At 70.5% G+C, this 24,877-nt stretch carries 25 protein-coding genes; 8 read left to right on the plus strand and 17 right to left on the minus strand.

Annotation, left to right across the window (positions count from 1 at the left end; all coding sequences use genetic code 11):
• Positions 1-3 precede the first annotated feature (3 nt).
• The 4 genes from ftsL to AC2DGY_RS10060 all read right to left on the minus strand — a co-directional run bounded on the left by ftsL (position 4) and on the right by AC2DGY_RS10060 (position 2,667).
• Positions 4-603, minus strand: a complete 600-nt coding sequence (ftsL, locus tag AC2DGY_RS10045) for a cell division protein FtsL (protein WP_484509550.1) — start codon at positions 601-603, stop codon at positions 4-6.
• Entirely contained in the window at positions 600-1,553 is a 954-nt protein-coding gene (gene rsmH, locus AC2DGY_RS10050; RefSeq protein WP_484509551.1) for a 16S rRNA (cytosine(1402)-N(4))-methyltransferase RsmH, read from the minus strand. The genes ftsL and rsmH overlap by 4 nt, the downstream gene beginning before the upstream one ends.
• A 98-nt stretch (positions 1,554-1,651) precedes the next feature.
• Positions 1,652-2,083: a division/cell wall cluster transcriptional repressor MraZ gene (gene mraZ / locus AC2DGY_RS10055; protein WP_484509552.1), complete on the minus strand. Its 432-nt coding sequence runs from the start codon at positions 2,081-2,083 to the stop codon at positions 1,652-1,654.
• Positions 2,084-2,292: 209 nt separating this feature from the next.
• Complete coding sequence (locus AC2DGY_RS10060; RefSeq protein ID WP_484509553.1) at positions 2,293-2,667, minus strand: DUF3040 domain-containing protein; 375 nt, start codon at positions 2,665-2,667, stop codon at positions 2,293-2,295.
• 63 nt (positions 2,668-2,730) lie between these two features.
• On the opposite strand from AC2DGY_RS10060, the gene AC2DGY_RS10065 reads away from it, so the two are divergent.
• Positions 2,731-3,822 carry a polyprenyl synthetase family protein gene (locus tag AC2DGY_RS10065; RefSeq protein ID WP_484509554.1) on the plus strand — a complete coding sequence of 364 codons (1,092 nt, stop codon included), beginning with the start codon at positions 2,731-2,733 and terminating at the stop codon, positions 3,820-3,822.
• A 12-nt stretch (positions 3,823-3,834) separates the two neighbouring features.
• Here AC2DGY_RS10065 and AC2DGY_RS10070 read toward each other — a convergent pair whose 3' ends face one another.
• Positions 3,835-4,179: an Rv2175c family DNA-binding protein gene (locus AC2DGY_RS10070; RefSeq protein WP_484509555.1), complete on the minus strand. Its 345-nt coding sequence runs from the start codon at positions 4,177-4,179 to the stop codon at positions 3,835-3,837.
• Between the two features lie 178 nt (positions 4,180-4,357).
• Between AC2DGY_RS10070 and AC2DGY_RS10075 the strand changes: the two genes are divergently transcribed.
• Both AC2DGY_RS10075 and pknB read left to right on the plus strand, forming a co-directional pair.
• Complete coding sequence (locus AC2DGY_RS10075) at positions 4,358-5,383, plus strand: LysM peptidoglycan-binding domain-containing protein (protein ID WP_484509556.1); 1,026 nt, start codon at positions 4,358-4,360, stop codon at positions 5,381-5,383.
• 83 nt (positions 5,384-5,466) lie between these two features.
• On the plus strand, positions 5,467-7,395 hold the full coding sequence (gene pknB / locus AC2DGY_RS10080) for a Stk1 family PASTA domain-containing Ser/Thr kinase (RefSeq protein WP_484509557.1): 1,929 nt from the start codon (positions 5,467-5,469) through the stop codon (positions 7,393-7,395).
• A 53-nt stretch (positions 7,396-7,448) separates the two neighbouring features.
• Here pknB and AC2DGY_RS10085 read toward each other — a convergent pair whose 3' ends face one another.
• Genes AC2DGY_RS10085 through AC2DGY_RS10095 form a run of 3 tightly spaced genes read right to left on the minus strand, consistent with a single transcriptional unit; the run spans position 7,449 to position 10,447 of the window.
• Positions 7,449-8,786, minus strand: a complete 1,338-nt coding sequence (locus tag AC2DGY_RS10085; protein WP_484509558.1) for a class II 3-deoxy-7-phosphoheptulonate synthase — start codon at positions 8,784-8,786, stop codon at positions 7,449-7,451.
• Positions 8,787-8,795: 9 nt separating this feature from the next.
• Positions 8,796-9,509, minus strand: a complete 714-nt coding sequence (locus AC2DGY_RS10090; protein ID WP_484509559.1) for a lysophospholipid acyltransferase family protein — start codon at positions 9,507-9,509, stop codon at positions 8,796-8,798.
• A 2-nt stretch (positions 9,510-9,511) separates the two neighbouring features.
• Complete coding sequence (locus AC2DGY_RS10095; protein ID WP_484510000.1) at positions 9,512-10,447, minus strand: ROK family glucokinase; 936 nt, start codon at positions 10,445-10,447, stop codon at positions 9,512-9,514.
• 135 nt (positions 10,448-10,582) lie between these two features.
• On the opposite strand from AC2DGY_RS10095, the gene AC2DGY_RS10100 reads away from it, so the two are divergent.
• A complete protein-coding gene (locus AC2DGY_RS10100; protein WP_484509560.1) occupies positions 10,583-12,406 on the plus strand; it encodes an AMP-dependent synthetase/ligase in 1,824 nt (607 codons plus the stop codon).
• A gap of 98 nt (positions 12,407-12,504) precedes the next feature.
• Here the strand turns inward: AC2DGY_RS10100 and AC2DGY_RS10105 are convergent, their stop codons facing one another.
• The 3 genes from AC2DGY_RS10105 to AC2DGY_RS10115 are packed head-to-tail and all read right to left on the minus strand — an operon-like array spanning position 12,505 to position 17,967.
• A complete protein-coding gene (locus tag AC2DGY_RS10105) occupies positions 12,505-12,996 on the minus strand; it encodes a peptide deformylase (protein WP_484509561.1) in 492 nt (163 codons plus the stop codon).
• 4 nt (positions 12,997-13,000) lie between these two features.
• Positions 13,001-14,512, minus strand: coding sequence for a MinD/ParA family ATP-binding protein (locus tag AC2DGY_RS10110; RefSeq protein WP_484509562.1), 1,512 nt, complete (start codon positions 14,510-14,512; stop codon positions 13,001-13,003).
• A gap of 47 nt (positions 14,513-14,559) precedes the next feature.
• Complete coding sequence (locus AC2DGY_RS10115) at positions 14,560-17,967, minus strand: pyruvate carboxylase (RefSeq protein WP_484509563.1); 3,408 nt, start codon at positions 17,965-17,967, stop codon at positions 14,560-14,562.
• 65 nt (positions 17,968-18,032) lie between these two features.
• Between AC2DGY_RS10115 and AC2DGY_RS10120 the strand changes: the two genes are divergently transcribed.
• Positions 18,033-18,845: a ParA family protein gene (locus AC2DGY_RS10120; protein ID WP_484509564.1), complete on the plus strand. Its 813-nt coding sequence runs from the start codon at positions 18,033-18,035 to the stop codon at positions 18,843-18,845.
• Positions 18,846-18,951: 106 nt separating this feature from the next.
• On the opposite strand, the gene AC2DGY_RS10125 is transcribed toward AC2DGY_RS10120, so the two are convergent.
• From AC2DGY_RS10125 to AC2DGY_RS10135, 3 genes are all read right to left on the minus strand, one after another.
• The gene (locus tag AC2DGY_RS10125; RefSeq protein ID WP_484509565.1) at positions 18,952-19,497 is read right to left on the minus strand and encodes a MerR family transcriptional regulator; all 546 of its coding nucleotides are present in this window, start codon (positions 19,495-19,497) and stop codon (positions 18,952-18,954) included.
• Positions 19,498-19,588: 91 nt separating this feature from the next.
• Positions 19,589-20,278 (minus strand): transcriptional regulator FtsR, encoded by a 690-nt coding sequence (gene ftsR, locus AC2DGY_RS10130; RefSeq protein ID WP_484509566.1) that lies wholly within the window; start codon positions 20,276-20,278, stop codon positions 19,589-19,591.
• On the minus strand, positions 20,278-20,778 hold the full coding sequence (locus AC2DGY_RS10135; RefSeq protein ID WP_484509567.1) for an FHA domain-containing protein: 501 nt from the start codon (positions 20,776-20,778) through the stop codon (positions 20,278-20,280). The genes ftsR and AC2DGY_RS10135 overlap by 1 nt, the downstream gene beginning before the upstream one ends.
• A 164-nt stretch (positions 20,779-20,942) precedes the next feature.
• Between AC2DGY_RS10135 and AC2DGY_RS10140 the strand changes: the two genes are divergently transcribed.
• Positions 20,943-21,290: a hypothetical protein gene (locus AC2DGY_RS10140; RefSeq protein WP_484509568.1), complete on the plus strand. Its 348-nt coding sequence runs from the start codon at positions 20,943-20,945 to the stop codon at positions 21,288-21,290.
• An 18-nt stretch (positions 21,291-21,308) separates the two neighbouring features.
• Here AC2DGY_RS10140 and AC2DGY_RS10145 read toward each other — a convergent pair whose 3' ends face one another.
• Positions 21,309-21,710 (minus strand): four-helix bundle copper-binding protein, encoded by a 402-nt coding sequence (locus tag AC2DGY_RS10145; protein WP_484509569.1) that lies wholly within the window; start codon positions 21,708-21,710, stop codon positions 21,309-21,311.
• 100 nt (positions 21,711-21,810) lie between these two features.
• Here AC2DGY_RS10145 and AC2DGY_RS10150 point away from each other — a divergent pair, with 100 nt between their 5' ends.
• Together AC2DGY_RS10150 and lpdA are read left to right on the plus strand one after the other, a co-directional pair.
• Positions 21,811-22,452: a copper resistance CopC family protein gene (locus AC2DGY_RS10150; RefSeq protein ID WP_484509570.1), complete on the plus strand. Its 642-nt coding sequence runs from the start codon at positions 21,811-21,813 to the stop codon at positions 22,450-22,452.
• A 10-nt stretch (positions 22,453-22,462) separates the two neighbouring features.
• Positions 22,463-23,860, plus strand: a complete 1,398-nt coding sequence (gene lpdA / locus AC2DGY_RS10155) for a dihydrolipoyl dehydrogenase (protein WP_484509571.1) — start codon at positions 22,463-22,465, stop codon at positions 23,858-23,860.
• Between the two features lie 157 nt (positions 23,861-24,017).
• Here lpdA and AC2DGY_RS10160 read toward each other — a convergent pair whose 3' ends face one another.
• Complete coding sequence (locus AC2DGY_RS10160) at positions 24,018-24,650, minus strand: CYTH domain-containing protein (protein ID WP_484509572.1); 633 nt, start codon at positions 24,648-24,650, stop codon at positions 24,018-24,020.
• A complete protein-coding gene (locus tag AC2DGY_RS10165) occupies positions 24,647-24,877 on the minus strand; it encodes a response regulator (protein ID WP_484509573.1) in 231 nt (76 codons plus the stop codon). Before AC2DGY_RS10165 ends, AC2DGY_RS10160 begins: the two co-directional genes overlap by 4 nt.

The raw sequence follows: 24,877 nt of genomic DNA on the forward strand, positions 1-24,877 counted from the left end.
GGGCTATCGTGTCGCGGGAGTGGGCAGGCCGTCGGTGATCGGCGGGGGTGTCGTCGAACCGGTGCCGTCGGCGGCCGTCCCGGCTTCGGCGCCGTCCTCGACCACGAGCGGAGCGCCCTGGATGGTCGCCTCCGGTGCGGTGATCAGCGGCGTGTCGGTGATGAGCGCGTTCTGCACGGCGCCACGGTTCAGAGCATCCACCGCCGACGTTCCGGCGGCGGCGTGGCCTGCCCCGATGATCGCTCCGTCGCTGAGGCGGAGGTAGGAGGGCGATTCGTTGATCACCATGCCCAGCGCCGCGGCGTTGGCGGCGAGGTACTGCGGGGAGTTGAGTCCGGCGACGTCGTCGGCGAGGATCTGCTTCTCGTACGTGAGGTCGCGCTGCTGCTGCGTCAGCGCGGCCATCTCGTACGTCCCCTGGGTCGTGAGGATCGACAGTCCCATCTGCGCGAGGGCGATCGCGACGGCACCGGCGACGGAGATGATCCCGTAGGCCAGTTTCGGGCGGCGGCGGCGAACGGGCTCCTGAACGACGTGCAGCCGTCGAGACGGCGGCGTCTGCGCGGGCCGCCGGAGCGGGACCGCGGTGGCGAGATCGGTCATGCCGCCTCCCTGATCCGCTCGGCGGCGCGCAGGCGCACGGGGGTGGCACGCGGGTTGCGGGCGCGTTCGTCGTCGGAGGCGAGTTCGGCGCCCTTCACCAGGAGCCGGAAGCGCGGTGCGTGTTCGGGGAGCTCGACGGGGAGGCCCGCCGGTGCCGTCGAACGGCTGGCCTCGGCCAGCACCCGCTTGACGAACCGGTCTTCGAGCGACTGGTAGGACAGGACGACGATGCGCCCACCGACCCCCAGGAGATCGAGCGCCGCGGGCAGGGCCCGATCGAGCGCTGCCAGCTCGCCGTTGACCTCGATGCGCAGCGCCTGGAACACCCGTTTGGCGGGATGCCCGGCGTTCTGCAGGGCGGCCGGGGTGGCCGCCGACAGAATCTCCACGAGCCGGCCCGAGCGCACGATGGGCTCCTCGGCTCGCGCGGCGATGATGGCGCGCGCGTAGCGGCCGGCGAGCTTCTCCTCGCCGTACCGCTCGAAGATTCGACGCAGGTCGCCCTCGCCGTAGGTCGCGAGAACGTCCGCTGCGGTGATTCCCGCGCTCTGGTCCATGCGCATGTCCAGCGGAGCATCCTTCGCGTAGGCGAATCCCCGGTCGGCGACATCCAGCTGCAGCGAGGAGACACCGAGATCGAACAGGATGCCGTCGACGCGGTCGACGCCGACCCCGGCGACCGCCGCGGCGATGCCGTCGTAGACGGTGTGGACGAGCGTGACGCGGTCACCGAACGGCGCGAGCCGCTCCCCCGCGATCCGCAGCGCATCCGTGTCGCGGTCGAGGCCGATCATCCGCAGCTGCGGGAAGCGCTCGAGGAAGGCCTCGGAGTGGCCGCCCATGCCGAGCGTCGCGTCGACGAAGACGGCACCGGGGCGGCCCAGGGCAGGGGCGAGCAGCTCGAGGCAGCGCTCGAGGAGGACGGGAGTGTGGATGTCGCGGGAGTCCATGATGCAGGGGCCTCGGCCCCGAGCTCTGATCCCCATCCGCTTCGACCTGGCGCCGGGGAAGTGCGTCAGGGCGAGCGGCTGGGAATCACAGCCGGGGGTCAGAACAAGCCCGGGATCACCTCCTGCTCCATCTCGGCGTACGTCTCTTCGTTGCTCTCGGCGTAGGCGGTCCACGCGTCGGCGTTCCAGATCTCCGCGTGTGCGCCGACGCCGGTGACGACGAGGTCGCGCTCGAGCGCTGCGTATGACCGCAGTGCCGGCGGGATCGTGATGCGGTTCTGGCTATCGGGCTTCTCCGCGCTGGCGGCGGACAAGAACATGCGCAGGAAGTCACGCGCCTGCTTGTTGTTCAACGGCGCTTCGCGGATGCGCTCGTGCACCCGCTCGAACTCCGTCGTGCTGAACACGTACAGGCAGCGCTCCTGTCCGCGGGTGACGACCACGCCTGCACCGAGGTCGTCGCGGAACTTCGCCGGGAGGATGACGCGGCCCTTGTCGTCGAGCTTGGGGTTGTGCGTGCCGAGCAGCATCCGTACACCCCCTCCGTCCGGCCCTGCGAAGTGACTCCACTTTACTCCACTCTCCTCCACTTAACCATCACAATCCACCCCAGCGCGGGCTTTTTCCCCGTCGAGCGGCAAATTCCCCGCGGAGCGGGCGCGGGAGCGCACAAAAAAAGCACCGACTCCGCAGAGTCGGTGCTTGTGTCGTGCGGGCTGCCCGCCCGGTCAGATGCGGGTCAGCGCCCTTCTTGGCGGCGGTCCCAGCGGTCGTTCATGCGATCCATGAAAGAGGAGCCGGTCGCCTGAGCGGGGCGGGGGCGCGAAGTGGAGGACGCGGGAGGTGCGGCGCCGCGCAGGGGGGTCACGGCGAGGATGACGCCGCCGAGCATGAGGGCGAACCCCACGACGCCGACCACGATGCCGGGGGGGTTCATGCCGACCGTCACGCCGAAGATGAGGCCGCCGAGGCCCAGGAGGACGAGGATCGTGCCGTAGACGATGTTGCGGTAGCTGAGCGCACGCACGGGTGCCGTGACGACGTCGGCGTCGTTGCGCATGAGATGGCGTTCCATCTCGTCCAGCAGGCGCTGCTCCTGTTCGGAGAGTGGCATGGAACCCCCTCGGTGTATCTTGGCGTCGATTCTACGCGCGCGGTGAGTTACTAGGCTAGGCCCGTGTCGCCCTCCCCGGATCCCATCGAGGCTGTTTCCCAGCGTCTGAGCACCTTCATCGCGGATCGACGGGCCGAGGCCGGCGACCTCGGCGACGAAGCCCTTCTCCTCATCGAGGCCGCCGCCCACGCGGTGGAAGGCGGCAAGCGACTTCGCGCCCGCTTCTGTCTCACCGGATGGCGCGCCGTCGCCTTCCCGCGGCACGGCGACCCCGTCCCGGCCGCCGCCATCGGCGCGGCCGCCGCCCTCGAGATCTTCCACGCCGCCGCACTGGTGCACGACGACCTCATCGACAACTCCGACACCCGCCGCGGCCGTCCCTCCGCGCACCGCGGTCTCGAGGCCGCGCACGCGAGCCGGCAGTGGCACGGCGACGCCGCCTCGTTCGGCCGTTCGGGTGCCATCCTCCTGGGCGACCTCCTCGTGGCGTGGAGCGACGATCTGCTCGAGGAGGCGATCGCCTCCCTCCCGCCCGGACGCGCCGCCGCCACCCGTGCGGCGTACGCGCGGATGCGCCGCGACGTCACGGTCGGGCAGTTCCTCGATGTGGCCGAGGAGTCGGCCTTCACGAGCCAGCCGGATGTCGCGCACGCCGACCGCGCTCTGCGGGTGGCGTCGCTGAAGTCGGCGCGCTACAGCATCCAGCAGCCCCTGTTGATCGGGGCGGCCCTGGCCGGCGCCGATGCCGCGCAGGATGCCGCGCTGTCGGCGTTCGGGCATCCGGTCGGCATGGCGTTCCAGCTGCGGGACGACGTGCTGGGGGTGTTCGGTGACGCCTCCGTCACCGGCAAGCCCTCGGGGGACGACCTGCGGGAGGGCAAGCGCACGGTGCTCGTCGCCTACGCGCGGGAGGCGCTCTCGCCGGGCGCGCGTCAGGTGTTCGATGAGCTTCTGGGCGACCGCGGGCTGGACGAGGGACAGATCGCCTCGCTGCAGCGCACCATCGCCGAGACGGGTGCCCTTCAGCGCACCGAGGACCTGATCGCCACCTTCGCCCGCGAGGCGGATCGGGCGCTGTCGGGCGCGCACCTGGACAACGCCGCCGTCGGCGAGTTGCGCGAACTGGCACGCGCGGCCACGACGCGCTCGTCCTGACCTGCTGCGGACTCAGGCGAGGGTCTGGGCGACCCGTCGCACCTCAGCCTTGCGCCCCGCGCGAAGCGCCTCCAGGGGCGCGACACCGATCGACTCCTCCGGCGTCAGCAGCCAGTCGATGGCCTCGTCGTCGCTGAAACCTGCGTCATGCAGCACGATCGCCGTCCCGCGCAGGGACGACAGTGGCTGACCGTCGACGAGGAACAGCGCCGGGACCTTGATCGGCCCCTCACGGCGAGAAGCGATGAGGTGGTGCTCGTCGATGAGCCGCCGGACGCGGCCCAGTGGTTCGCCCAGCGCGTCGACGAGTTCGGGGAGGGTCAGCCACGTGGTTTCGAGGGGGGTACCGGTCACCATTTCACTATCTCACCCCGTCCGCGCCGTCCTCCGCTTTCTCCGCTCCGCGCGCGGTTTCCTGCGTCTCATTCACGCGGCGTCCGCGCTCGCGGTGTCACAGTTTTCACAGCAGTCACAGTGGTTGACATCATTAACACATCCGTGACAGCGTGACCGCAGTCGAGAAACGGAGCATCCCATGCGACATTCCGGGCGAATCCCCCGCGTCCGCTCGTTGGCCTCCGGTCTGCCGCTGGCACTGGCCGGGTCCATCGCGCTCGCGCTCACTCCCGAATCCGCGCACGCGGTCGCGCCGCCGTCCGCGCCGGAGCCCGCGCGTTCGGGCGACTCCCCCGGCCCTGTCACCGCCCCCACGGGAAAGGCCAGGGCCGCGCACGCCGCCCCGCTGGCACTGTCAGCGCCGGCCGAGTACGTCGTCCAGGCCGGCGACACCATCAGCAGCATTGCCGGCCGCCACGGGCTCCGCACCGGCGACGTGCTCAGGTCGAACGGCCTGAGCTGGTCGTCGATCATCTACCCCGGTCAGGTGCTGCGACTGGCCGCTTCCGCCGCCGCCCCGGCGGCCCCGGCGGCGGCCGCCCCCGCGCCCGCCGCACCCAGCGCCGCGCACACGGTGCGAGCGGGTGACACGGTGAGTGCGATCGCCTCCGCCCACGGGGTGAGCACGCAGGCGGTCCTCGATGCCAACGGCCTGACGCGGGCATCGATCATCTACCCCGGGCAGACCCTGGCGCTCCCGGCACCGGTCCTCTCCGCTGCGCCGGCCGCGTCATCCACGCCTGCTGCCCCTGCCGCCGGGCTCGACGCGGAGCAGACCGCCAACGCCCAGACGATCATCCGCGTCGGGCGCGAGGTCGGGGTGTCCGACCGGGGCATCGTCATCGCCCTGGGCACCGCGATGCAGGAGTCGTGGTTGCGCAACCTCGACGGGGGAGACCGCGACTCGCTCGGGCTCTTCCAGCAGCGCCCGAGCACCGGATGGGGAACGGCCGCCGAGATCCTCGACCCCGTCCGATCCACCCGTGCGTTCTTCGGCGGGGCCGGCGACCCCAACGGCGGCAACACCCGCGGGCTCCTGGACATCCCCGGGTGGGAGACGATGGCCTACGCCGACGCAGCGCAAGCCGTTCAGATCTCCGCATTCCCCGACCGATATGCCCAGTGGGAGCAGCCGGCCACGGTGTGGCTGGCCGCGCTGGGCTGACGCCGGGAATCCGCCGGGAACGACTGGGTAACGCCGGTGAGGCGCTCCCGGGGCTCGCACAGCCTCCTCCGTAGACTCTCCCCGTGAGCACGACTCAGGCCGACCCGCTGATCGGACGTCTCGTCGACGGCCGATACCGGGTTCGCGCGCGCATCGCGCGGGGCGGGATGGCGACCGTGTACGTCGCGACCGACCTCCGCCTGGAGCGCCGGATCGCGCTCAAGGTCATGCACGGGCACCTCAGCGACGACGCCGTGTTCCAGAGCCGCTTCATCCAGGAGGCCCGCTCCGCCGCGCGCCTGGCCGACCCGCACGTGGTGAACGTGTTCGACCAGGGCCAGGACGGCGACATGGCCTACCTCGTCATGGAATACCTGCCCGGCATCACGCTGCGCGAGCTCATGCGCGAGCACCGCCGGCTCACCGTTCCGCAGACGGTGACGATCATGGATGCGGTGCTCTCGGGCCTGGCAGCGGCCCACCGCGCCGGGATCGTCCACCGCGACGTCAAGCCCGAGAACGTCCTCCTCGCCGAGGACGGCCGGATCAAGATCGGCGACTTCGGCCTCGCACGAGCAACCACGGCCAACACCGCCTCCGGCCAGATGCTCATGGGCACGATCGCCTACCTCGCCCCCGAGCTCGTCACCCGCGGCACAGCCGACGCCCGCAGCGACATCTATTCGCTCGGCATCATGCTCTACGAGATGCTCACCGGCGAGCAGCCCTACAAGGGCGAGCAGCCGATGCAGATCGCCTTCCAGCACGCGACGGACTCCGTGCCCCGGCCGAGCGTGAAGAACCCCGGCGTCCCCGAGCAGCTCGACGAGCTCGTCCTGTGGGCCACCGAGAAGGTGCCCGACGATCGTCCGCTCGACGCCGGCGTCATGCTCGCCCGCCTCCGCGAGATCGAGCGCGAGCTCGGCGTCGCGCCCCAGGTCGCCCGCGCCGTCGCGGTCGGGACCACGGCGACCGAGGATGAGGTGGATTCCCGCGAGCTCACCAAGGTGCTGCCGCACACCGTCGTCAGCGCACCGACGGCGGTGGAAGAATCCGACAACGGCGCGCGCCTGCGTGCGCGGACGAAGCGCCGGTCGGCGAAGGGCGGATGGCTGTTCGTGCTCGTGCTTCTGCTGGCCGGGCTCGCCGGCGGCGCGGGATGGTGGTTCGGTTCGGGCCCCGGGTCCCTCGTGGTCGTCACGGACGTCTCGGACGGGACCTTCGCCGACGCGCAGGCCCGGCTGGCCGAAGACACGCTCGTCGCCGTCGAGGAGGGCGTCTACAACCTCGAGGTCCCCGCCGGCACGGTCGTCACCACCGACCCGCCGGCCGGCTCCCGCGTCGACCGCGAGACGAGCGTGACCGTGCTGGTCTCCCTCGGACCGCGGCCGCAGACGGTGGAGCCGGTGTCCGGGATGACGGCCGAGCAGGCCCGCGGCATCCTCACCGGCGTCAATCTCGTCGTGAGCGAACCGGATCAGGCCGAATTCACCGATGCGCCCGCGGGGTCCGTCATCGGCGCGACGTTGACCCCCCGGGCCGGCGAACCCGCCGACTGCTCACAGGGATGCGAGGCCCACGAGGGCGACACGATGTCGCTGCTGGTGTCCCTCGGCCCGGTGCCCGACGTCTCCGGTGTCAGCGTCGACCGTGCCACGGAGCGGTTGACCGACGTCGGCCTCGAGGTCTCCGGCGACCGCCCGTCGGACTACAGCAACTCGATCGCCGAGGGGGATGTCATCGGCATCCTGGATCGCGAGGAGGGCGGCAACTGGCGCCCCGGCGACGCCGTGACGCTGCTCGTGTCGGAGGGTCCTCGCCCGATCGAGGTGCCCGACGTGGTGGGCAGCACGGTCGCGGATGCGATGAACACGCTGCGCCGCGCCGGCTTCGAGCCCGGCACGGCCCTCCCCGAACTGGTGTGGGGCATCTTCACCGTCAACCGCACCGACCCCGAGGCCGGGACATCCCACCGCCCCGGCACCGCGGTGCGGGTCTTCGCCACCGGTTGACCTCGGCCGGGCCGCGGGAGCTGTCCGCGGCGCGCACGGGCTCCGCGGTGTCGTCAGAGCCTTTCGAGCTCCTCGGCGACCAGGAAGGCGAGCTCGAGGCTCTGCATGTGGTTCAGGCGCGGGTCGCACAGGCTCTCGTAGCGGGTCGCCAGGGTGGCCTCGTCGATCCGCTCCGAGCCGCCCAGGCACTCCGTCACGTCGTCGCCGGTGAGTTCGACGTGGATGCCGCCGGGGAAGGTCCCCACGGCGCGGTGCGCCTCGAAGAACCCGCGCACCTCGTCCACCACGTCGTCGAAGCGGCGCGTCTTGTAGCCGGTCGGCGTCGTGATGCCGTTGCCGTGCATCGGGTCGGTCACCCACAGCGGGGTCGCGCCGGAAGCCTTCACGGCCTCCAGGAGCGGCGGAAGCGCGTCCCGGATCTGTCCGGCGCCCATGCGCGTGATGAACGTCAGACGCCCGGGCTCGCGCTCGGGGTCGAGCTTGTCGATGAGCGCCAGCGCGGTCTCCGGCGTCGTGCTGGGGCCGAGCTTGACGCCGATGGGGTTGCGGATGCGGGAGAAGTAATCCACGTGCGCTCCGTCGAGGTCACGCGTGCGCTCCCCGATCCAGACGAAGTGCGCCGAGGTGTTGTAGGGCGTCCCGGTGCGCGAATCGATCCGCGTCATGGGCCGCTCGTAGTCCATCAGCAGGCCCTCATGGCCGGTGTAGAACTCCACGCGCCGCAGCTCGTCGAAGTCGGCGCCGGCGGCCTCCATGAACTTCATGGCGCGGTCGATCTCCGACGCCAGTCGCTCGTACCGCTGGTTCGCGGGGTTGGAGGCGAAGCCCCTGTTCCAGCTGTGCACTTCGCGGAGGTCGGCGAAGCCTCCCTGGGTGAAGGCGCGGACGAGGTTCAGGGTCGACGCGGCGGTGTGGTAGCCCTTCAACAGGCGTGCGGGGTCGGCTTTACGGGATTCCTCCGTGAAGTCGTACCCGTTGACGATGTCTCCGCGGTACGCCGGCAGCGTCACGTCTCCGCGCGTCTCGGTGTCGCTCGAGCGGGGCTTGGCGAACTGTCCCGCCATGCGGCCCATCTTCACGATCGGCATCGAGGCGCCGTAGGTCAGCACGACGGCCATCTGCAGAAGCGTCTTGACCCGGTTGCGGATCTCATCGGCCGTCGCACCGGCGAACGTCTCGGCGCAGTCACCGCCCTGGAGGAGGAAAGCCTCTCCGGACGCGGCCCGGGCGAGGCGTTCGCGCAGCAGATCGACCTCACCGGCGAACACCAGCGGGGGTAGGCTCGCGATCTCCGCGGATGCCGCGGCCACCGCATCGGCGTCATACCACTGGGGCTGCTGCTTGATGGGCAGAGTGCGCCAGTGATCGAGGCCGTCGAGGTGCTGAAGCATCCTCGAAGTCTATCGGCGCGGGGAGTCCCCGGTGCTCCCGCGGGACGCCAGGAGGCGGTCCTTGACCGTGGAGGCGTAGACGTCCTCGTACTCCTGCTCGCCCAGCCGCTGGAGTGCCACCGTGATCTCGTCGGTGACCGACCGCAGGATGTAGCGGTCGCTTTCCATGCCGGCGAAGCGCGAGAAGTCCAGGGGCTCTCCGATGACGACCCCCACGCGTCCGATCCGCGGGATGCGCGTGCCGATCGGCTGGATCGTGTCGGTGTCGACCATGACCACCGGCACCACGGGGACATGGGCTTCCAGCGCCATCCGGGCGATCCCGGTACGCCCGCGGTAGAGCTTGCCGTCGGGGCTCCGCGTGCCCTCGGGGTAGATGCCCAGGAGCTCGCCGCGGCCGAGGACGCGCAGGCCCGTGTTCAAAGACGCCTCGGAGGCCTTGCCGCCGGTGCGGTCGATCGGGATCTGACCGGTGGCCTTGAGGAACCCGCGCGTCGCCCAGCCTTTGATGCCTTTGCCGGTGAAGTAGTCGCTCTTGGCCAGGAACGCCATCCGGCGGTCGATCATGAGGGGGAGGAAGACCGAGTCGGCGAAGGACAGGTGGTTGCTGGCGAGGATGGCCGCGCCCTCGGTGGGGACGTTGCGGCGACCCACGATCCAGGGGCGGAAGACCGCCTTGAGGAACGGCCCGATCACGACGTACTTCATCAGCCAATAGAACATGCTCAGCCGTCCCTGCCCGCGAGATCGGCGACACCGATGACCCCGGCGTCGTTGCCCAATTGCGCCACCGCGAACTCCGCGACCGGGCGGTCGCCGAATCCGGGGAGCGATGTCTCGTAGGCGATCCGCACCGGCTCGAGGAGCACATCGCCCAGCTGGGCGACTCCCCCGCCGATGACGAACACCTCGGGGTCGAGCACGGCCTGGAACCCGCCGCACGCCTCCCCCAGGGCGGTGGCCACCCGGCGGAGCGCTTCCAGCGCACCGGGGTCGCCGGCCAGCACGAGACGCGAGATCTCCGACCCGTGGATGGTGCCGTCCACGTCCCGTGCGTCCGCCAGGGCCTGCCCGATCCCGCCCTGAGTCGCCAGCGACGACGCCTCCCGCTGGAGCGCCCGCCCGGACGCATACTGCTCGAGGCATCCGTTCTGTCCGCAGCCGCACGGGAGTCCGTTGCGGGCGAACCGGATGTGGCCGAGCTCGCCGCCAATGCCGTGCCCTCCGCGGTACAGCTTTCCTTCCGCCACGACCGCCCCGCCGACGCCCGTGCCCATCGTGAGCATCACCATGTCCGATCGCCCCCGCGCGGCCCCGAAGCGGAACTCGCCCCATCCGGCGGCATTGGCGTCGTTCTCGATCGAGACGCGCGTGCCCAGCCGCGCCTCCAGTACGGCGCGCAGCGGCTCGTTCCGCCAGGCGATGTTCGGGGCGTGGATGACCGTGGCACGGGTGCGGTCGATGAACCCGGCGGCTGCCACGCCGATCGCGGAGACGTCGTGGCGCGAGCGCAAGGCGTCGGCCATCGCGACGACGGCGTCCACCAGCGCATCCACATCCACCGGGGTGTCCACACGGAGCTTCTCGATGACGCCGCCCGCGGCGTCGACGACGGCCCCGGCGATCTTCGTCCCGCCGATGTCGATCCCGACGTTGAGCACCGTGCTCCCTCCCCGCCGACGACCGACGACGGCGCCTGAAAGTCTAGTCACGCGGCAGGTACCCACGAAGGGTCCCCGCGTCCCGATACACTCAAGTATCGGAAGGCTGTTCTTCCCGGTACCGAAGGAGTTGCCGTGATTCAATTCGATGTCCCTGTGGTCGTGCCCGCCGACCCGAGTGCGAACATCTCAGACCTGCTCGCCGAGCGCGCCGCCGGCACGCCCGACCGCCCGCTTTTCGCGGTTCCGGACGGCCCTGGTTGGCGTGACGTGACCGCGGCGGAGTTCCAGCGCCAGGTGATCGACCTCGCGAAGGGTTTCGTCGCCGCCGGAATCCAGCCCGGCGACAAGGTCGCCTTCCTCGCCCGCACCACGTACGACTGGACGCTGGTGGACTTCGCGCTCTTCTACGCGGGGGCCGTGATGGTGCCCGTCTACGAGACGAGCTCGCCCGCGCAGATCCACTGGATGCTGTCGGATTCGGGGGCCATCGCCGTCATCGTGGAATCCCCCGACCATTCCGCACGACTGGACGAGGTGCGCGCCGACCTGCCGCTCGTCCGCGACGTGTGGGGGATGCACCTGGGCGATCTCGACAAGCTCAGCAGGGCCGGCGCATCCGTCGATGAGGCCGAGATCCAGCGCCGCCGCAGCCTCGCCCAGGGCGACGACATCGCGACGTTGATCTATACGTCGGGGTCCACCGGTCGCCCGAAGGGGTGCGTGCTGACCCACAGCAACTTCGTCGAGCTCTCGCGGAACGCCGCCAAGGCACTCCATGAGGTCGTGGCGCCCGGCGCCTCCACCCTGCTGTTCATCACGACCGCGCACGTGTTCGCGCGCTTCATCTCGATCCTTTCCGTTCACGCGGGGGTGAAGGTGGGGCATCAGCCCGACACCAAGCAGTTGCTCCCCGCGCTCGGATCGTTCAAGCCGACGTTCCTCCTCGCGGTGCCACGAGTGTTCGAGAAGGTGTACAACTCCGCCGAGCAGAAGGCCGAGGCCGGCGGCCGGGGCAAGATCTTCCGGTCCGCGGCGCATGTGGCCGTGGAGCACTCCAAGCTCCTGCAGGAGGGCAAGAAGGTTCCGCTCGGCCTGACGCTCCGGTTCCGGCTCTTCGATCGCCTGGTGTACTCGAAGCTGCGTGCCGCCATGGGCGGGCGCGTGCAGTACGCCGTGTCGGGTTCGGCACCGTTGGGCGAGCGTCTCGGCCACTTCTTCCACAGCCTGGGCGTGGTGATCCTGGAGGGCTACGGCCTCACCGAGACCACCGCCCCCGCGACGGTGAACCTCCCGACCAAGTCCAAGATCGGCTCGGTCGGACCGGCGGTGCCCGGGGTGGGCGTCCGCCTCGCCGACGACGGCGAGATCGAGGTGCGCGGGATCAACGTCTTCAAGGAGTACTGGCGCAATCCCGAGGCGACGGCCGCGGCGTTCGACGGTGACTGGTTCAAGACCGGCGATATCGGCGCGTTCGACGGCGAGGGCTTCCTCACCATCACCGGGCGGAAGAAGGAGATCCTCGTCACCGCCGGCGGGAAGAACGTCGCGCCGGCGGCGCTGGAGGATCCCATCCGCGCCAACCCGATCATCGGGCAGGTCGTGGTGGTCGGCGACCAGAAGCCCTTCATCTCGGCGCTGATCACGCTCGACTCCGAGATGCTCCCGGCATGGCTGGCCAACAACGGGCTCTCAGCGGACATGACGCTCGCCGACGCCGCGCGCCACGAGGCGGTCCACGCGACCGTCCAGCGTGCCATCGACGAGGCCAACGCCCACGTGTCCCGGGCCGAGTCGATCCGGAAGTTCACGATCCTCCCGATCGAGTGGACCGAGGCGAGCGGTCACCTCACGCCCAAGCTCAGCATCAAGCGGAGCGTCATCATGACCGACTTCGCCGCCGAGGTCGAGGAGATCTACGCCGCGCCGGTGACCACGAGCAACGTCACGCTCCCCTGACGCATCCCGCGCCCGCCGCGAGAAACCACATCCGGGTCGAGAAACCCCGCGTCGCGGGGTGTCTCGCCCGAGATGTGGTTTCTCGCGTGTGGGGCGGGTCAGAACCAGGCGCTCTCGCGGATCTCGCGCATCGCCTGGCGACGCACGTCGGCCGGCAGACGCTGGACGAACAGCATCCCGTCGAGGTGGTCGGTCTCGTGCTGGAGGGCCTGGGCCATGAGCCCCTCCCCCTCGAGGATCAGCTCCTCGCCGTCGAGGTCCATCCCGACGACCTTCGCGTACGGATGGCGCGGAGCATCGTGCCACACGCCGGGGATGGAGAGGCACCCCTCCGCCGTCGGCACGAGGTCGCCGTCGGTCTCGACGAGCACGGGGTTCAGGACGTAGCCGATGTCACCATCGATGTTGTAGCTGAAGGCCCGCAAGCCGACGCCGATCTGTGGCGCGGCGACCCCCGCGCGGCCCGGAGGCTCCACGGTGTCCAGGAGATCGCGGACGAGCGCGCGGACGCCGTCGTCGATGTCGGTGATGAGGGCGCTGGGCGCGCGGAGGACGGGGTCGCCGAAGAGGCGGATGCTGCGGACAGTCATCGCCTCACGCGGCCTGACCGGGGTCGCGCAAGCCTTCGACGACCGCGGCGGCCAGCCGGCGCGCGGCCTGCCGGGTGCCGGGCTGAAGGTCGCGGAACGTGATGTGGCTGCCCGAGCCGATCAACGGGTCGTACGGCATCCGCACCACGGAGCGCACGCGCGTGCGGAAGTGCGCCTCGAGCTCGTCCTCGTTCACGAGCGGGGGGCCGGGTCGAGCGCTGTTGAGCACCACCACGGCGCTGCGCACCTGGTCGGAGTATCCGTTGGTCTCCAGCCACGTGAGGGTCTCGGACGCGAGCCGCGCCTCGTCCACGCTCAGCCCCGCGACGATGACGAGTTCATCGGCCATCTCGAGGGTGGCGCCCATGACCGAGTGCACGATGCCGGTGCCGGTGTCGGTCAGGACGATCGAATAGTAGTGGGCGGCGACGGCGGCCACGTCGTGGTAGTCGCGGTCGCTGAAGGCCTCGGACACCCGCGGGTCGGAATCGGAGGCCAGGACATCCAGGCGCGTGGTGTCACGCGCGACGATCGTGGAGATGTCGTTGAAGCCCGTGACCTCGCCGCGCACGCGGGCCAGGTCTCGCACGGTGCGCCCGCGGGCGCCTCCGATGCGGTCGGCGAGCGTCCCGCGATCGGGGTTCGCATCGATGGCGATGACGCGGTCATCCCGCGCCGACGCCAGCGCCATGCCGAGGAGCGTCGTGATGGTCGTCTTGCCCACCCCGCCCTTGCGCGAGAGCACCGGGACGAAGCGCGCTCCGCCCGGCAGCGGCGCGCTGATGCGCACATCCAGCTGCTTGCGTGCACGGGCCTTGCGGCTGTCGCCGAGGTTGATGCGGTGGCGGGAGAGGGAGTACACCAGCTGCTGCCACAGCCCCTCCGGCTCCGCACCGCTGATCTGACCGCGGTCGAGCAGCCGGTCGGCCGTCAGTAGGTCGGGGGTCTCCCGGCTCGCGTCGAACTCGCCCAGGCGCTTGGACGCGAGATCCAGTTCGGGTTGCGGGGGGTGGACCCGCTCGACAGCGTGCGCGCGCTCACCGCGACCGTGCTCGTCGGAGTGATGAGCGGCTCGGCGGCTGGAGGGGACGACCCCGGTCAGCGGAACGGGGTCGCCCACCGGGATCGAGCCGGTCGCGCGCGCCACGGGCACCGCAGTGGTGTCGGAACCGGTGGGCGCCGTCTCAGCCGGCATGCCCGCGGCGGGCGACGTGGATTCCTCGTCCGCGGCGGGCTCGTCGATGACCTCGTCGGCGTCGTGGATGTCGCCGGTCGGCGTGTACGACTCGGGGGCGTGCTCGAGGATGATGTCGCCGGTCGCGATCTCCTCGACCGCGACGTCGTCGACCGCTTCGTCCTCGGCGAGGTTGTCATCGTCGACCGGAAGAGACAGGCTCACGCGCGCCGTACGGGCTCCGAGGATGCCGATGCCGGCCGTGTCGAGGCTGCCGGCATCGGTCAGCATGCCGTGCTCGGTCTCTTCGTCGGGCGTCTCGTCGTGTCGATCGGGCGTCACAGCAGGTCTCCAAACGGGGTCGGGCGCGCCGCGCCCATCCCCCCAGGTTACTGCGAGGGGCGGATGACGACCAAAAGGTCCCCCGCGTCCACATGCCGGGTCGAGTCGATGACAAGCCGCTCCACGACGCCGTCCAGGGGGCTGGTGATGGCGGCCTCCATCTTCATCGCCTCGATCGAGGCGACCGGCTGTCCCGCTGCCACGGTGTCGCCGACGGCCGTCTTGACCGTCACGACCCCGGAGAAGGGGGCTGCGACCTGACCGGGCTTGGAGGTGTCCGCGCGCTCCGCCGCGCGGGTCTCCACCGCGATCGATCGATCGCGGACGAAGACCGGTCGCAGCTGGCCGTTCAGCGTCGTCATGACCGTGCGCATGCCCTTGTCGTCGGCTTCCCCGATCGCCTCGAGGCCTACGAACAGCTGCACCCCGCGCTCGATCTCCACCACGTGCTCGGCGCCGGGCATGAGGCCGTAGAGGTAATCGGCCGTGTCGAGAGCGCTGAGATCGCCGTAGTTCTCCCGGGCCTCGGCGTACGCCTGGGTCGGCGCGGGGAAAAGCAGCCGGTTGAGTCGGTCGCGTCGCCTGGGCGAATCCGCCGCCAGCTCCCCGGCATCCTCCTCGGTCAGTGGCGTCACGCCGATCTTCACGTCGCGACCGGCGAGGACCTTCGTCCGGAACGGCTCCGGCCAGCCGCCGGGAAGGTCGCCGAGCTCCCCCGCCATGAAGCCCACGACCGAGTCGGGGACGTCGTACTTCTCCGGGTGGGCGGCGAAGTCGGCCGGATCGGCCTTGACGGCGGCGAGGTGGAGGGCGAGGTCTCCCACGACCTTCGACGACGGCGTGACCTTCGGGACGCGGCCGAGGATGTCGTTGGCGGCCGCGTACATGTCTTCGATCAGCTCGAAGTCGTCGGCGAGACCGAGCGCGATGGCCTGCTGGCGGAGGTTGGAAAGCTGCCCGCCCGGGATCTCGTGCCGGTACACCCGCCCGGTGGGGCCGGGAAGGCCCGACTCGAACGGGCGGTAGAGGTGCCGGACGGCCTCCCAGTACGGCTCCAGATCCGACACGGCGCGAAGATCGAGCCCGGTGTCGCGCTCGGTGTGCGCGAGCGCGGCGACCAGCGCGGACAGGGACGGCTGGCTCGTCGTCCCCGACATCGGCGCGGACGCCGCATCCACCGCATCCGCGCCCGCCGCCGAGGCGGCCAGGAGCGTGGCGAGCTGCCCGCCCGCGGTGTCGTGGGTGTGGACGTGGACGGGCAGATCGAACCGGTCGCGCAGCGCCGCGACCAGCCGCGTCGCCGCGGCCGGCCGGAGCAGCCCCGCCATGTCTTTGATCGCCAGCACGTGGGCGCCGGCATCCACGATCTGCTCGGCCAGACGCAGGTAGTAGTCCAGCGTGTACAGCGTCTCGTCCGGGTCGAGCAGGTCGCCGGTGTAGCAGACGGCCACCTCCGCGACCGAACGCCCCGTCGCGAGCACGGCGTCGATGGCCGGACGCATCTGCGACACGTCGTTGAGCGCGTCGAAGATGCGGAAGATGTCGATGCCGCTGGCGGATGCCTCGGCCACGAAGGCGTCGGTCACCTCGGTCGGGTACGGCGTGTACCCGACGGTGTTGCGGCCGCGCAGGAGCATCTGGACGGCGATGTTCGGCAGAGCGGTGCGCAGCGCATCGAGGCGCTCCCACGGGTCTTCGGCGAGGAATCGCAGCGCGACGTCGTAGGTGGCTCCGCCCCACGCCTCCACCGACAGAAGCTGCGGCGTGAGCCGTGCCACGTACGGGGCGACGGTGACCAGGTCCTTCGTGCGCACCCGCGTGGCCAGCAACGACTGGTGCGCGTCGCGGAACGTCGTCTCGGTGACGGCGAGGGCCGTCTGCTCTCGCAGCGCCCGCGCGAACCCGGCGGGGCCGAGCTCGTCCAGGCGCTGGCGGGAACCGGCCGGCGCGGGTGTCAGAAGGTCGAGCGCGGGGAGCTTGAGCCTCGGGTTCACCGTCACCGGGTTCTCCCCGTTCGGGCGGTTCACCGTGGCGTCGACGAGCCAGCTGAGGATCTTCGTGCCCCGGTCCTTCGACTCCCGGCCGCGCAGCAGTTCCGGGCGCTCGTCGATGAACGACGTGCTCACATCGCCGGCGAGGAAGGCGGGGTCATCCAGCACCGCCTGCAGGAACGGGATGTTGGTCGAGACCCCGCGGATGCGGAACTCCGCCAGTGCCCGCCGGGCGCGCGCGACGGCCGCGGGGAAGTCACGTCCGCGGCAGGTCAGCTTGGCCAGCATCGAGTCGAAGTGCGGGCTGATCTGCGAACCGGCCGCCGTCGTCCCGCCGTCCAGCCGGATGCCGGCGCCGCCGGGCGAGCGGTACGTCGTGATCTTGCCGGTGTCGGGACGGAACCCGTGCGAGGGGTCTTCCGTGGTGAGCCGGCACTGCAGCGCGGCGCCCCGCAGTCGGATCTCGTTCTGGGCGAGGTGCAGCTCGTCGAGCGTCTCCCCCGCGGCGATGCGCATCTGCGACTGGACGAGGTCGACGTCGGTGACCTCTTCGGTGACGGTGTGCTCCACCTGGATGCGGGGGTTCATCTCGATGAAGACGACCTCGCCGGTGCGGGGACCGGCCGTCTCCAGGAGGAATTCCACCGTGCCGGCGTTCTGGTAGCCGATCGATTCGGCGAACGCGACCGCGTAGCGGTGCAGGGCGGTGCGGATGTCGTCGGACAGGTTGGGTGCCGGCGCGATCTCGATGACCTTCTGATGACGCCGCTGCAGCGAGCAGTCGCGCTCGAACAGGTGCACGGTGTGCCCGGTGCGGTCGGCGAGGATCTGCACCTCGATGTGACGGGGCCGCTGCACGGCCTGCTCCAAGAACATCCGCGCGTCGCCGAAGGCGCTCTGCGCTTCGCGCATGGCCTCCGCCAGTGCGGGGGCGAGCTCTCCCCGGGACTCGACGCGCCGCATGCCGCGCCCGCCGCCGCCGGCGACCGCCTTGGCGAACAACGGGAAGCCGATGTCCTCGGCCTGTGCCACCAGCGCGTCGACGTCGTCGGAGGCGCCCGTGGAGCGGAGGACCGGGACCCCCGCGGAGGTGGCGTGCTCCTTGGCGGTGACCTTGTTGCCGGCCATCTCCAGCACAGGGGCGGGCGGGCCGATGAAGGCGATGCCGTTGGCCGCCGCGCGCTCGGCGAGGTCGGGGTTCTCCGAGAGGAAGCCGTACCCGGGGTAGATCGCGTCCGCACCGCTTTCGCGGGCGACGCGGATGATCTCGTCCACATCGAGGTACGCCCGGACCGGGTGGCCCCGTTCGCCGATCTGGTAGGCCTCATCCGCCTTCAGCCGGTGCAGCGAGAAGCGATCCTCATAGGGATAGACGGCGACCGTTCGGGCGCCGACCTCGTACGCGGCTCGAAAAGCACGGATGGCGATCTCGCCGCGGTTGGCGACCAGGATCTTCTTGAACATGCGCACCTCACGGTGGTGGTGGCCGGAATGTGCTCACAGCTTATGGGACGGTAACGTAGACGATTGTGCACGTACTCTCCGTCAGCTCCCTCAAGGGCGGCGTAGGCAAGACCACCGTCACACTCGGGCTTGCCTCCGCGGCTTTCGCGCGCGGCGTGCGCACCCTCGTCGTCGATCTCGACCCGCAATCGGACGTTTCCACGGGGATGGACATCCAGGTAGCGGGGCGTTTGAACGTCGCGGATGTCCTCGCCAATCCCCGGGAGAAGGTGGTGCGTCAGGCCATCACCAGCAGCGGCTGGGCGAAGGTGCACCCCGGCACGATCGACGTGCTCATCGGCAGCCCGTCCGCGATCAACTTCGACGGCCCACATCCGAGTGTGCGCGACGTCTGGAAGCTGGAAGAGGCCCTCGCCACGATCGAGGCCGACTACGACCTCGTCCTCATCGACTGCGCTCCGTCGCTGAACGCCCTCACGCGTACCGCGTGGGCCGCGAGCGACCGGGTCATCGTCGTCACCGAACCCGGATTGTTCTCGGTCGCCGCCGCCGACCGCGCGCTGCGCGCGATCGAGGAGATCCGCCGCGGCCTGTCCCCCCGTCTCCAGCCGCTCGGGGTGGTCGTCAACCGCGTGCGTCCCCAGTCGATCGAGCACCAGTTCCGTATCAAGGAGCTGCGCGACATGTTCGGCCCGCTCGTCCTGAACCCGCAGCTGCCCGAGCGCACGTCGCTGCAGCAGGCGCAGGGCGCCGCCAAGCCCCTCCACGTATGGCCCGGCGACTCGGCCCAGGAGCTGGCCGCGGACTTCGATGCGCTACTGGACCGCGTGATGCGCACCGGCCGCATCCCGGTTCCCGGCGACGCCGCCAGCGTCTGATCGCCGCGGCGCACTCCGATCAGTCCCCTCCGCCCGACTCCGGACAGATGCACGTCGGACGTTCCCCAATCCCGGGAGATCGGGAATCCGGGACGGTTCCGGGAGCCTAGGCGCTGCGCTTGACCCGACGAGCGGCGAGCTCGTCGACCGGGTCGGGTACGGTCGCGTCGAACTCCACGAGCGTGGACTCGACCTCGCGGAGCACCTTGCCCACGGCGATGCCGAAGACGCCCTGACCGCGGCTGACCAGGTCGATCACCTCGTCGTTGGAGGTGCACAGGTAGACCGATGCGCCATCGCTCATGAGGGTCGTCCCGGCGAGGTCGCGGATGCCGGCGGCACGGAGCTGATCCACGGCGGTGCGGATCTGCTGCAGGGAGATGCCGGTGTCCAGCAGCCGCTTGACGAGCTTGAGAACCAGGATGTCGCGGAAGCCGTACAGCCGCTGGGATCCGGACCCGGTCGCACCGCGCACGGTGGGCTCGACGAGCTCGGTGCGGGCCCAGTAGTCGAGCTGGCGATACGTGATCCCCGCGGCCCGAGCGGCGACGGCGCCGCGGTAGCCGACCTCGTCATCCATCGCGGGCAACCCATCGGTGAAGAGAAGATCCGAGACGAACCGAGGTTCGCCGACAGCTTCATCAGCGGTCATGCCGGAAACCTCCTCACCGAATTGGATAGCTCCACGCTAGATGAGCGAGGGGTCCCGGGCAACGACATCCCCGGCGCGGCGTGTCGAGCGATCACGACATGATGCGTTCGATGGCGTCGCGCACGAAGACGGCTCGGACGTCCTCCAGGCGCTTGGCGAGCTCGGGCGCCAGCTCGCTCGCACGGGCGCGCGACGCGGCATCCGTCCGCCGCATCAGCGTCGCCAGCGCCGACTCGATGAGCGCGGCCTCGCGCTCGGCGCTCTGGCGCAGTGAACGCAGATGGCGCGGCTCGATCCCATGCCGGTCCAGCGCCACCAGCGCGCGCAGCAAGGCCACGGTCTGGTCGGTGTAGGACTCCGCCGCGGCGATCACACCCGTGCTGATCGCGTCATTGAGCAGCTGCGGAGCCGCACCGGCAGCGGCCAGCAGCTCGGGGCGCCGATAGCGACGCGCCGCCGGCACGATCGAGGGGACCGCGTTGGGCGGTGACGGGTCGCGCCCAGCATCGAGCTCGCCGAGGTAGTCGCGGATGACGTTCAGGGGCAGGTAGTGATCGCGCTGCAGGGTCAGTGCCAGCCGGAGCCGATCGAGGTCGTCCGCGCAGAATTTGCGGTACCCGGAGTCGGTCCGCGTGGGCGTGACGATGCCCTGAACCTCGAGGAAACGCAGTTTGCTGGAAGTGAGGGAGGGAAACTCCGGCGTCAGCCGGGCGAGGACCTGACCGATGCTGAGAAGTCCCGCGGACGAAGAGGATCGACCGCGGGCAGAGGCGGCGGGCATCAGGCGTCGGCGACCAGCGGGAGATCCGCCGGCGAGACGAAGAAGGTGAGCCGGAATTTTCCGATCCGCACCTCGGCGCCGTTGGTCAGCGCGGTGCGGTCGACCCGTTCCCCGTTCACGTAGGTGCCGTTCAGGGACCGTTGATCGACGATGTCGAAACGCGGCGTCTCGCGGATGATCTCGGCGTGGCGGCGCGACACGGTCACGTCGTCGAAGAAGATGTCGGCCTCGGGGTGGCGCCCCACCGTGGTCACATCGGTGTCGAGCAGGTAGCGCGCACCCGCGGTCGGCCCGGAACGGACGATCAGCAGCGCGGCGCCCGAAGGCAGGGCGCCGATCGCCTCGACCTCGGCTTCGTTGAGTTCGCTTCCGAACGGCACGAAGGACAGATCGGCGTCGTGGCCGAAGGTCTGCGTGGTGTCATGTGAGCGCGCTTGCGGCGTACCGTCATCGGCGTCACGCCGGATCTCGCCCGGCTCGGGTCGACGTGTTTCGTCCACGAGTCCTCCTTCCGCGTCCACACTATCCGATCGCCCGGGTGTCACCAGGTCCGTCCCCAGGGCGGGCGAGAGGGAGTGTTGCGCTGTGTAACGGCGTCGGGAGCGCCGTGTGTCGTCTCCGCCTAGCCTGGCGGGACTTCGAACCTACTGACAAGGAGTCCGCCGTGTCGAGCCCGTCCCCCCGCCGCCCGCCCCTCGAGGTGAGGGAGCGGGCGGCGTGCAGGTGCGTGGCCGGTGATGCGTGCTCCTCGTTCGCTCCCGGGCACGCGCTGCACCTCATCCAGGCGCGCCTGGCGGCGGCGACGCCGTCGGAGTGGGTCGACGCGCTGGTGGCCGCCGTCGATGCCGGCGCCGGTGAGGTGGAGCTGCGGGCGGTGGCCGACGGCACGCCTTTCACCGTGTGGCACGCCGCACCGCTCGGCCTCACCGTCGGGGAGCCCGTGACGCTGCACTCCCGTTATGCGGTGCTCGCGACCCGCGGGCGGCGCCTGAACGTCGCACGGCTCGGCTGAGCGCCCGCGGGGGCGCGGTCAGGCCGCGGCCATCATCGAGTCCCTGAGCGCCATGCACGCGTCGATGCAGGCGCGGCACGCCTGAGCGCACATGTCGCACACCACGTGATGCGGGGCGTGCTCGAGGCACTCCTCCTCGCACACCTGGCACATCGCGATGCATGCGTCGAGCATCGCCATCATCGCCGCCGGAGTGGTGCCCTGCATCCGCAGCAGCGTGCGCATCATCGTGTTGCACATGTCCGCGCAGTTCATGCAGGCCGGCGCACACGAGAGCATCTGCGTCGCGCACACGGTGCACGCCTGCTCGCACGCCGCACACGCGTCCAGGCACGCCTGCAGCACCTCCATGTCCATCGTGTCCATGCCGGGCATCGACATCCCGTCGGCCGACATCACGTCCATCATCCGAGCATCCATTGCGCGCCTCCGTGTTCTCCGGCGGCGGGCAGGACCGCCCGCCTGCCCGTCATGGTAGGGCGCCGGACCGTCGCGCAGAAGCCCCAGTTAGGCTCGGAACGTGATCACCGCGCAGCTCCGAATCCGTCCCGCCGCCGCTCTCGTGGCCGCTGCCGTGCTGGCCGTCGTCCTGCTGGGGGCGTTCGCCTCCCCCGCTGCCGCCCACGACGAGCTGCTCTCCAGCGACCCCGGGGCCGACGCCGCCGTGGATGCCCTCCCCGAGACCGTGACCCTCACCTTCAGCGGCGAGCTGCTCGGCGGCGAGGACGCGAACGAGGTGCAGGTGACGGATGCGGCGGGGGCGACGCTGAGCGAGGGGCCCGCGGTCGTGGACGGAACCACGCTCACCCAGACCCTCGCCGGTGAGGCCAGCGGCAGCATCCAGGTGCTGTGGCGGGTGGTGTCCGGCGACGGCCATCCCATCTCCGGCGAGTTCGCCTTCACCGTCACCGGCTCGCCCGAGCCGACCGCTTCGCCGAGCGAGAGCGCCGCCACCGCGGAGCCGCGCGAGACCGCGACCCCCAGCGCCGCGCCGGAGCCGTCGGCAACGCCCGCTGACGCCCCGGCCGAGGATGCCGCCGCTCCGCTGCCGTGGATCATCGGGGTGGTCGTCCTGCTGCTCGTCATCGCCCTCGTGCTCTACCTCCTCGTGGTGCGTCCACGGCGCAACCGAGCCGTCTCCGACCCCTCCGCCGACCGATAGGCTGGGAGTCATGCCTCACTACGACGTCGTCATCCTTGGCGCGGGTCCCGGCGGTTACGTCGCGGCGGTCCGCAGTGCTCAGCTCGGCCTTTCGGTCGCGGTCATCGAAGAGAAGTACTGGGGCGGTGTCTGCCTCAACGTGGGCTGCATCCCCTCCAAGGCGCTTCTGCGCAACGCCGACCTGGCGCACACCTTCCACGCGAAGGCCGACCTCTTCGGCATCTCCGGAGACGTCACGTTCGACTTCGGCGCGGCGTGGGATCGCAGCCGCAAGGTCGCGGACGGCCACGTCAAGGGCATCCACTACCTGATGAAGAAGAACAAGGTCACCGAGTACGACGGCCGCGGCACCTTCGTCGACGCGAACTCGATCGATGTGGCCAAGGCCGACGGCGCAGTCGAGCGCGTCACCTTCGACAACGCGATCATCGCCACCGGCTCCACCGTCCGGCTCCTGCCCGGTGTGACCCTCAGCGAGAACGTCGTGACGTACGAGGAGCAGATCCTCAACCGCGAGTTGCCCGAATCGATGGTCATCGTGGGCGCCGGCGCAATCGGCATGGAGTTCGCCTACGTGCTGACCAACTACGGCGTCAAGGTCACGATCATCGAATTCCTCGACCGGGCCCTCCCCAACGAGGATGCCGAGGTCTCCAAGGAGATCCAGAAGCAGTACAAGGGTTATGGCGTCGACATCCTCACCTCGACCAAGGTCGAGACCGTCGTCGACTCCGGTGACAAGGTCACCGTCACCTACACCGGCAAGGACGGCGCCGCCGGCTCGATCGAGGCCGACCGCGTGCTCATGTCGATCGGCTTCGCGCCGCGCGTGGAGGGCTTCGGCCTGGAGAGCACCGGCGTGAAGCTCACCGAGCGCGGCGCCATCGGCATCGACGACTACATGCGCACGAACGTGCCGCACATCTACGCGATCGGTGACGTCACCGCGAAGCTCCAGCTGGCGCACGTCGCCGAGGCGCAGGGTGTCGTGGCGGCCGAGACCATCGGCAAGGCCGAGACCATGACGCTGGGCGACTACCGGATGATGCCGCGGGCGACCTTCTGCACCCCGCAGGTGGCGTCGTTCGGCCTCACCGAGCAGCAGGCCCGGGATGCCGGCCACGAGATCAAGGTCGCGAAGTTCCCCTTCAGCGCCAACGGCAAGGCCAACGGCCTGGGCGAGCCCGTCGGGTTCGTCAAGCTCATCGCCGACGCCGAGCACCTCGAACTCCTCGGCGGTCACCTCATCGGCCCCGACGTCTCCGAGCTTCTGCCCGAGCTGACGCTGGCGCAGAAGTGGGACCTCACCGCGGTCGAACTGGCCCGGAACGTCCACACCCACCCGACGCTGTCGGAGGCGCTTCAGGAAGCGTTCCACGGCCTCGCCGGGCACATGATCAACATCTGACGCGCCCGGTCGCCGCTCTCCGCGCGACCGGACAGCAGACCTGCGGCGCCGCCCCGTCCGAAGCCGGGGGCGGCGCCGTGGCGTTTCACACGCAGTCGAGTCGCCGGAAAACGTCGGGTTGCGGGCGAAACCGCGCGTTTGTTGGCGACTCGACGGGTCAGTGGCCGAGCGTGCGGGCGAGCTTCGAATCGGATGCGGCGGGGCGGCCGCCGGCGGCAGCGACCGCGGCGTCCACGGCCACGAAGAATGCGTCGCGCCAGGCCCGATCGGCGGGGGCGGCGGGGCCGAGTTCGACCTCCCACTCGCGCCACCGGGTCTCTCGGCCCGCTCGTTCGTCCAGCGCCCGGACGCGGTCGTCGACGAATTCCGCCACGAGTTCCCCGTCCGCATCCCGCAGCGCGTACGCGGTGCGCGTGTTGCGGACGCGCGCCAGCGGGGCCAGCGGCGGCGCCGCCCACGCCGCGATCGCGGCGATCAGCCCCTCGGGGGGAACGGGGTCGCCGTCCGAGTCATCCAGCGGCCACTGCCATTCGTGGCGGCCGTCCGGGGCCGACACCTTCACGTGCCATCCCGCGTCGGGGCCGCCGGATCGGCGCCGCACCGCGACGTGGGCTCGCGCGAGCGCGGCGTCAGGGGTGTCGAGGTAGCGCGCGTCCAGCTCGCGTACCTCCGGTGCCCCGACCCGCACCACCCCCGGCAGAGCCGACCAGTCCGGAAGCGCGGTGTGCGCATCGACGTCGTACTTGCGCTCGACCTCGACGGAGCGGTGCGGCTCGGCGGCCTCGGTCACCCCAGGCGTCCATCCTCATTCGGGTTGATGTCCTCGGTCTCCTCGGCGTAACGGTAGGTCGCCCGCGTAGGACCGTCGTCATCGCCGGTGTTCTCGAACTCGCCCTCGCGGCGGTAGACCAGCTGGCCCTCGCCGTAGGGCACGATCAGGGTGTCGTCGTCGTTGTCGTCGTCGAGGGGAAGAACCTGGCCGTCCAGCGGCCCTCCGGTCAATCGTGCGATAGCCAT

This window comes from Microbacterium sp. Z6_144 (assembly GCF_057197625.1).

Bases quoted from the DNA above. Each gene is read 5' to 3' on its own strand.
- ftsL (WP_484509550.1), bottom strand. From the start codon at position 603: ATGACCGATCTCGCCACCGCGGTCCCGCTCCGGCGGCCCGCGCAGACG.
- rsmH (WP_484509551.1), bottom strand. From the start codon at position 1,553: ATGGACTCCCGCGACATCCACACTCCCGTCCTCCTCGAGCGCTGCCTC.
- mraZ (WP_484509552.1), bottom strand. From the start codon at position 2,083: ATGCTGCTCGGCACGCACAACCCCAAGCTCGACGACAAGGGCCGCGTC.
- AC2DGY_RS10060 (WP_484509553.1), bottom strand. From the start codon at position 2,667: ATGCCACTCTCCGAACAGGAGCAGCGCCTGCTGGACGAGATGGAACGC.
- AC2DGY_RS10070 (WP_484509555.1), bottom strand. From the start codon at position 4,179: ATGGTGACCGGTACCCCCCTCGAAACCACGTGGCTGACCCTCCCCGAA.
- AC2DGY_RS10075 (WP_484509556.1), top strand. From the start codon at position 4,358: ATGCGACATTCCGGGCGAATCCCCCGCGTCCGCTCGTTGGCCTCCGGT.
- AC2DGY_RS10085 (WP_484509558.1), bottom strand. From the start codon at position 8,786: ATGCTTCAGCACCTCGACGGCCTCGATCACTGGCGCACTCTGCCCATC.
- AC2DGY_RS10090 (WP_484509559.1), bottom strand. From the start codon at position 9,509: ATGTTCTATTGGCTGATGAAGTACGTCGTGATCGGGCCGTTCCTCAAG.
- AC2DGY_RS10105 (WP_484509561.1), bottom strand. From the start codon at position 12,996: ATGACTGTCCGCAGCATCCGCCTCTTCGGCGACCCCGTCCTCCGCGCG.
- AC2DGY_RS10115 (WP_484509563.1), bottom strand. From the start codon at position 17,967: ATGTTCAAGAAGATCCTGGTCGCCAACCGCGGCGAGATCGCCATCCGT.
- AC2DGY_RS10125 (WP_484509565.1), bottom strand. From the start codon at position 19,497: ATGACCGCTGATGAAGCTGTCGGCGAACCTCGGTTCGTCTCGGATCTT.
- ftsR (WP_484509566.1), bottom strand. From the start codon at position 20,278: ATGCCCGCCGCCTCTGCCCGCGGTCGATCCTCTTCGTCCGCGGGACTT.
- AC2DGY_RS10145 (WP_484509569.1), bottom strand. From the start codon at position 21,710: ATGGATGCTCGGATGATGGACGTGATGTCGGCCGACGGGATGTCGATG.
- lpdA (WP_484509571.1), top strand. From the start codon at position 22,463: ATGCCTCACTACGACGTCGTCATCCTTGGCGCGGGTCCCGGCGGTTAC.
- AC2DGY_RS10165 (WP_484509573.1), bottom strand. From the start codon at position 24,877: ATGGCTATCGCACGATTGACCGGAGGGCCGCTGGACGGCCAGGTTCTT.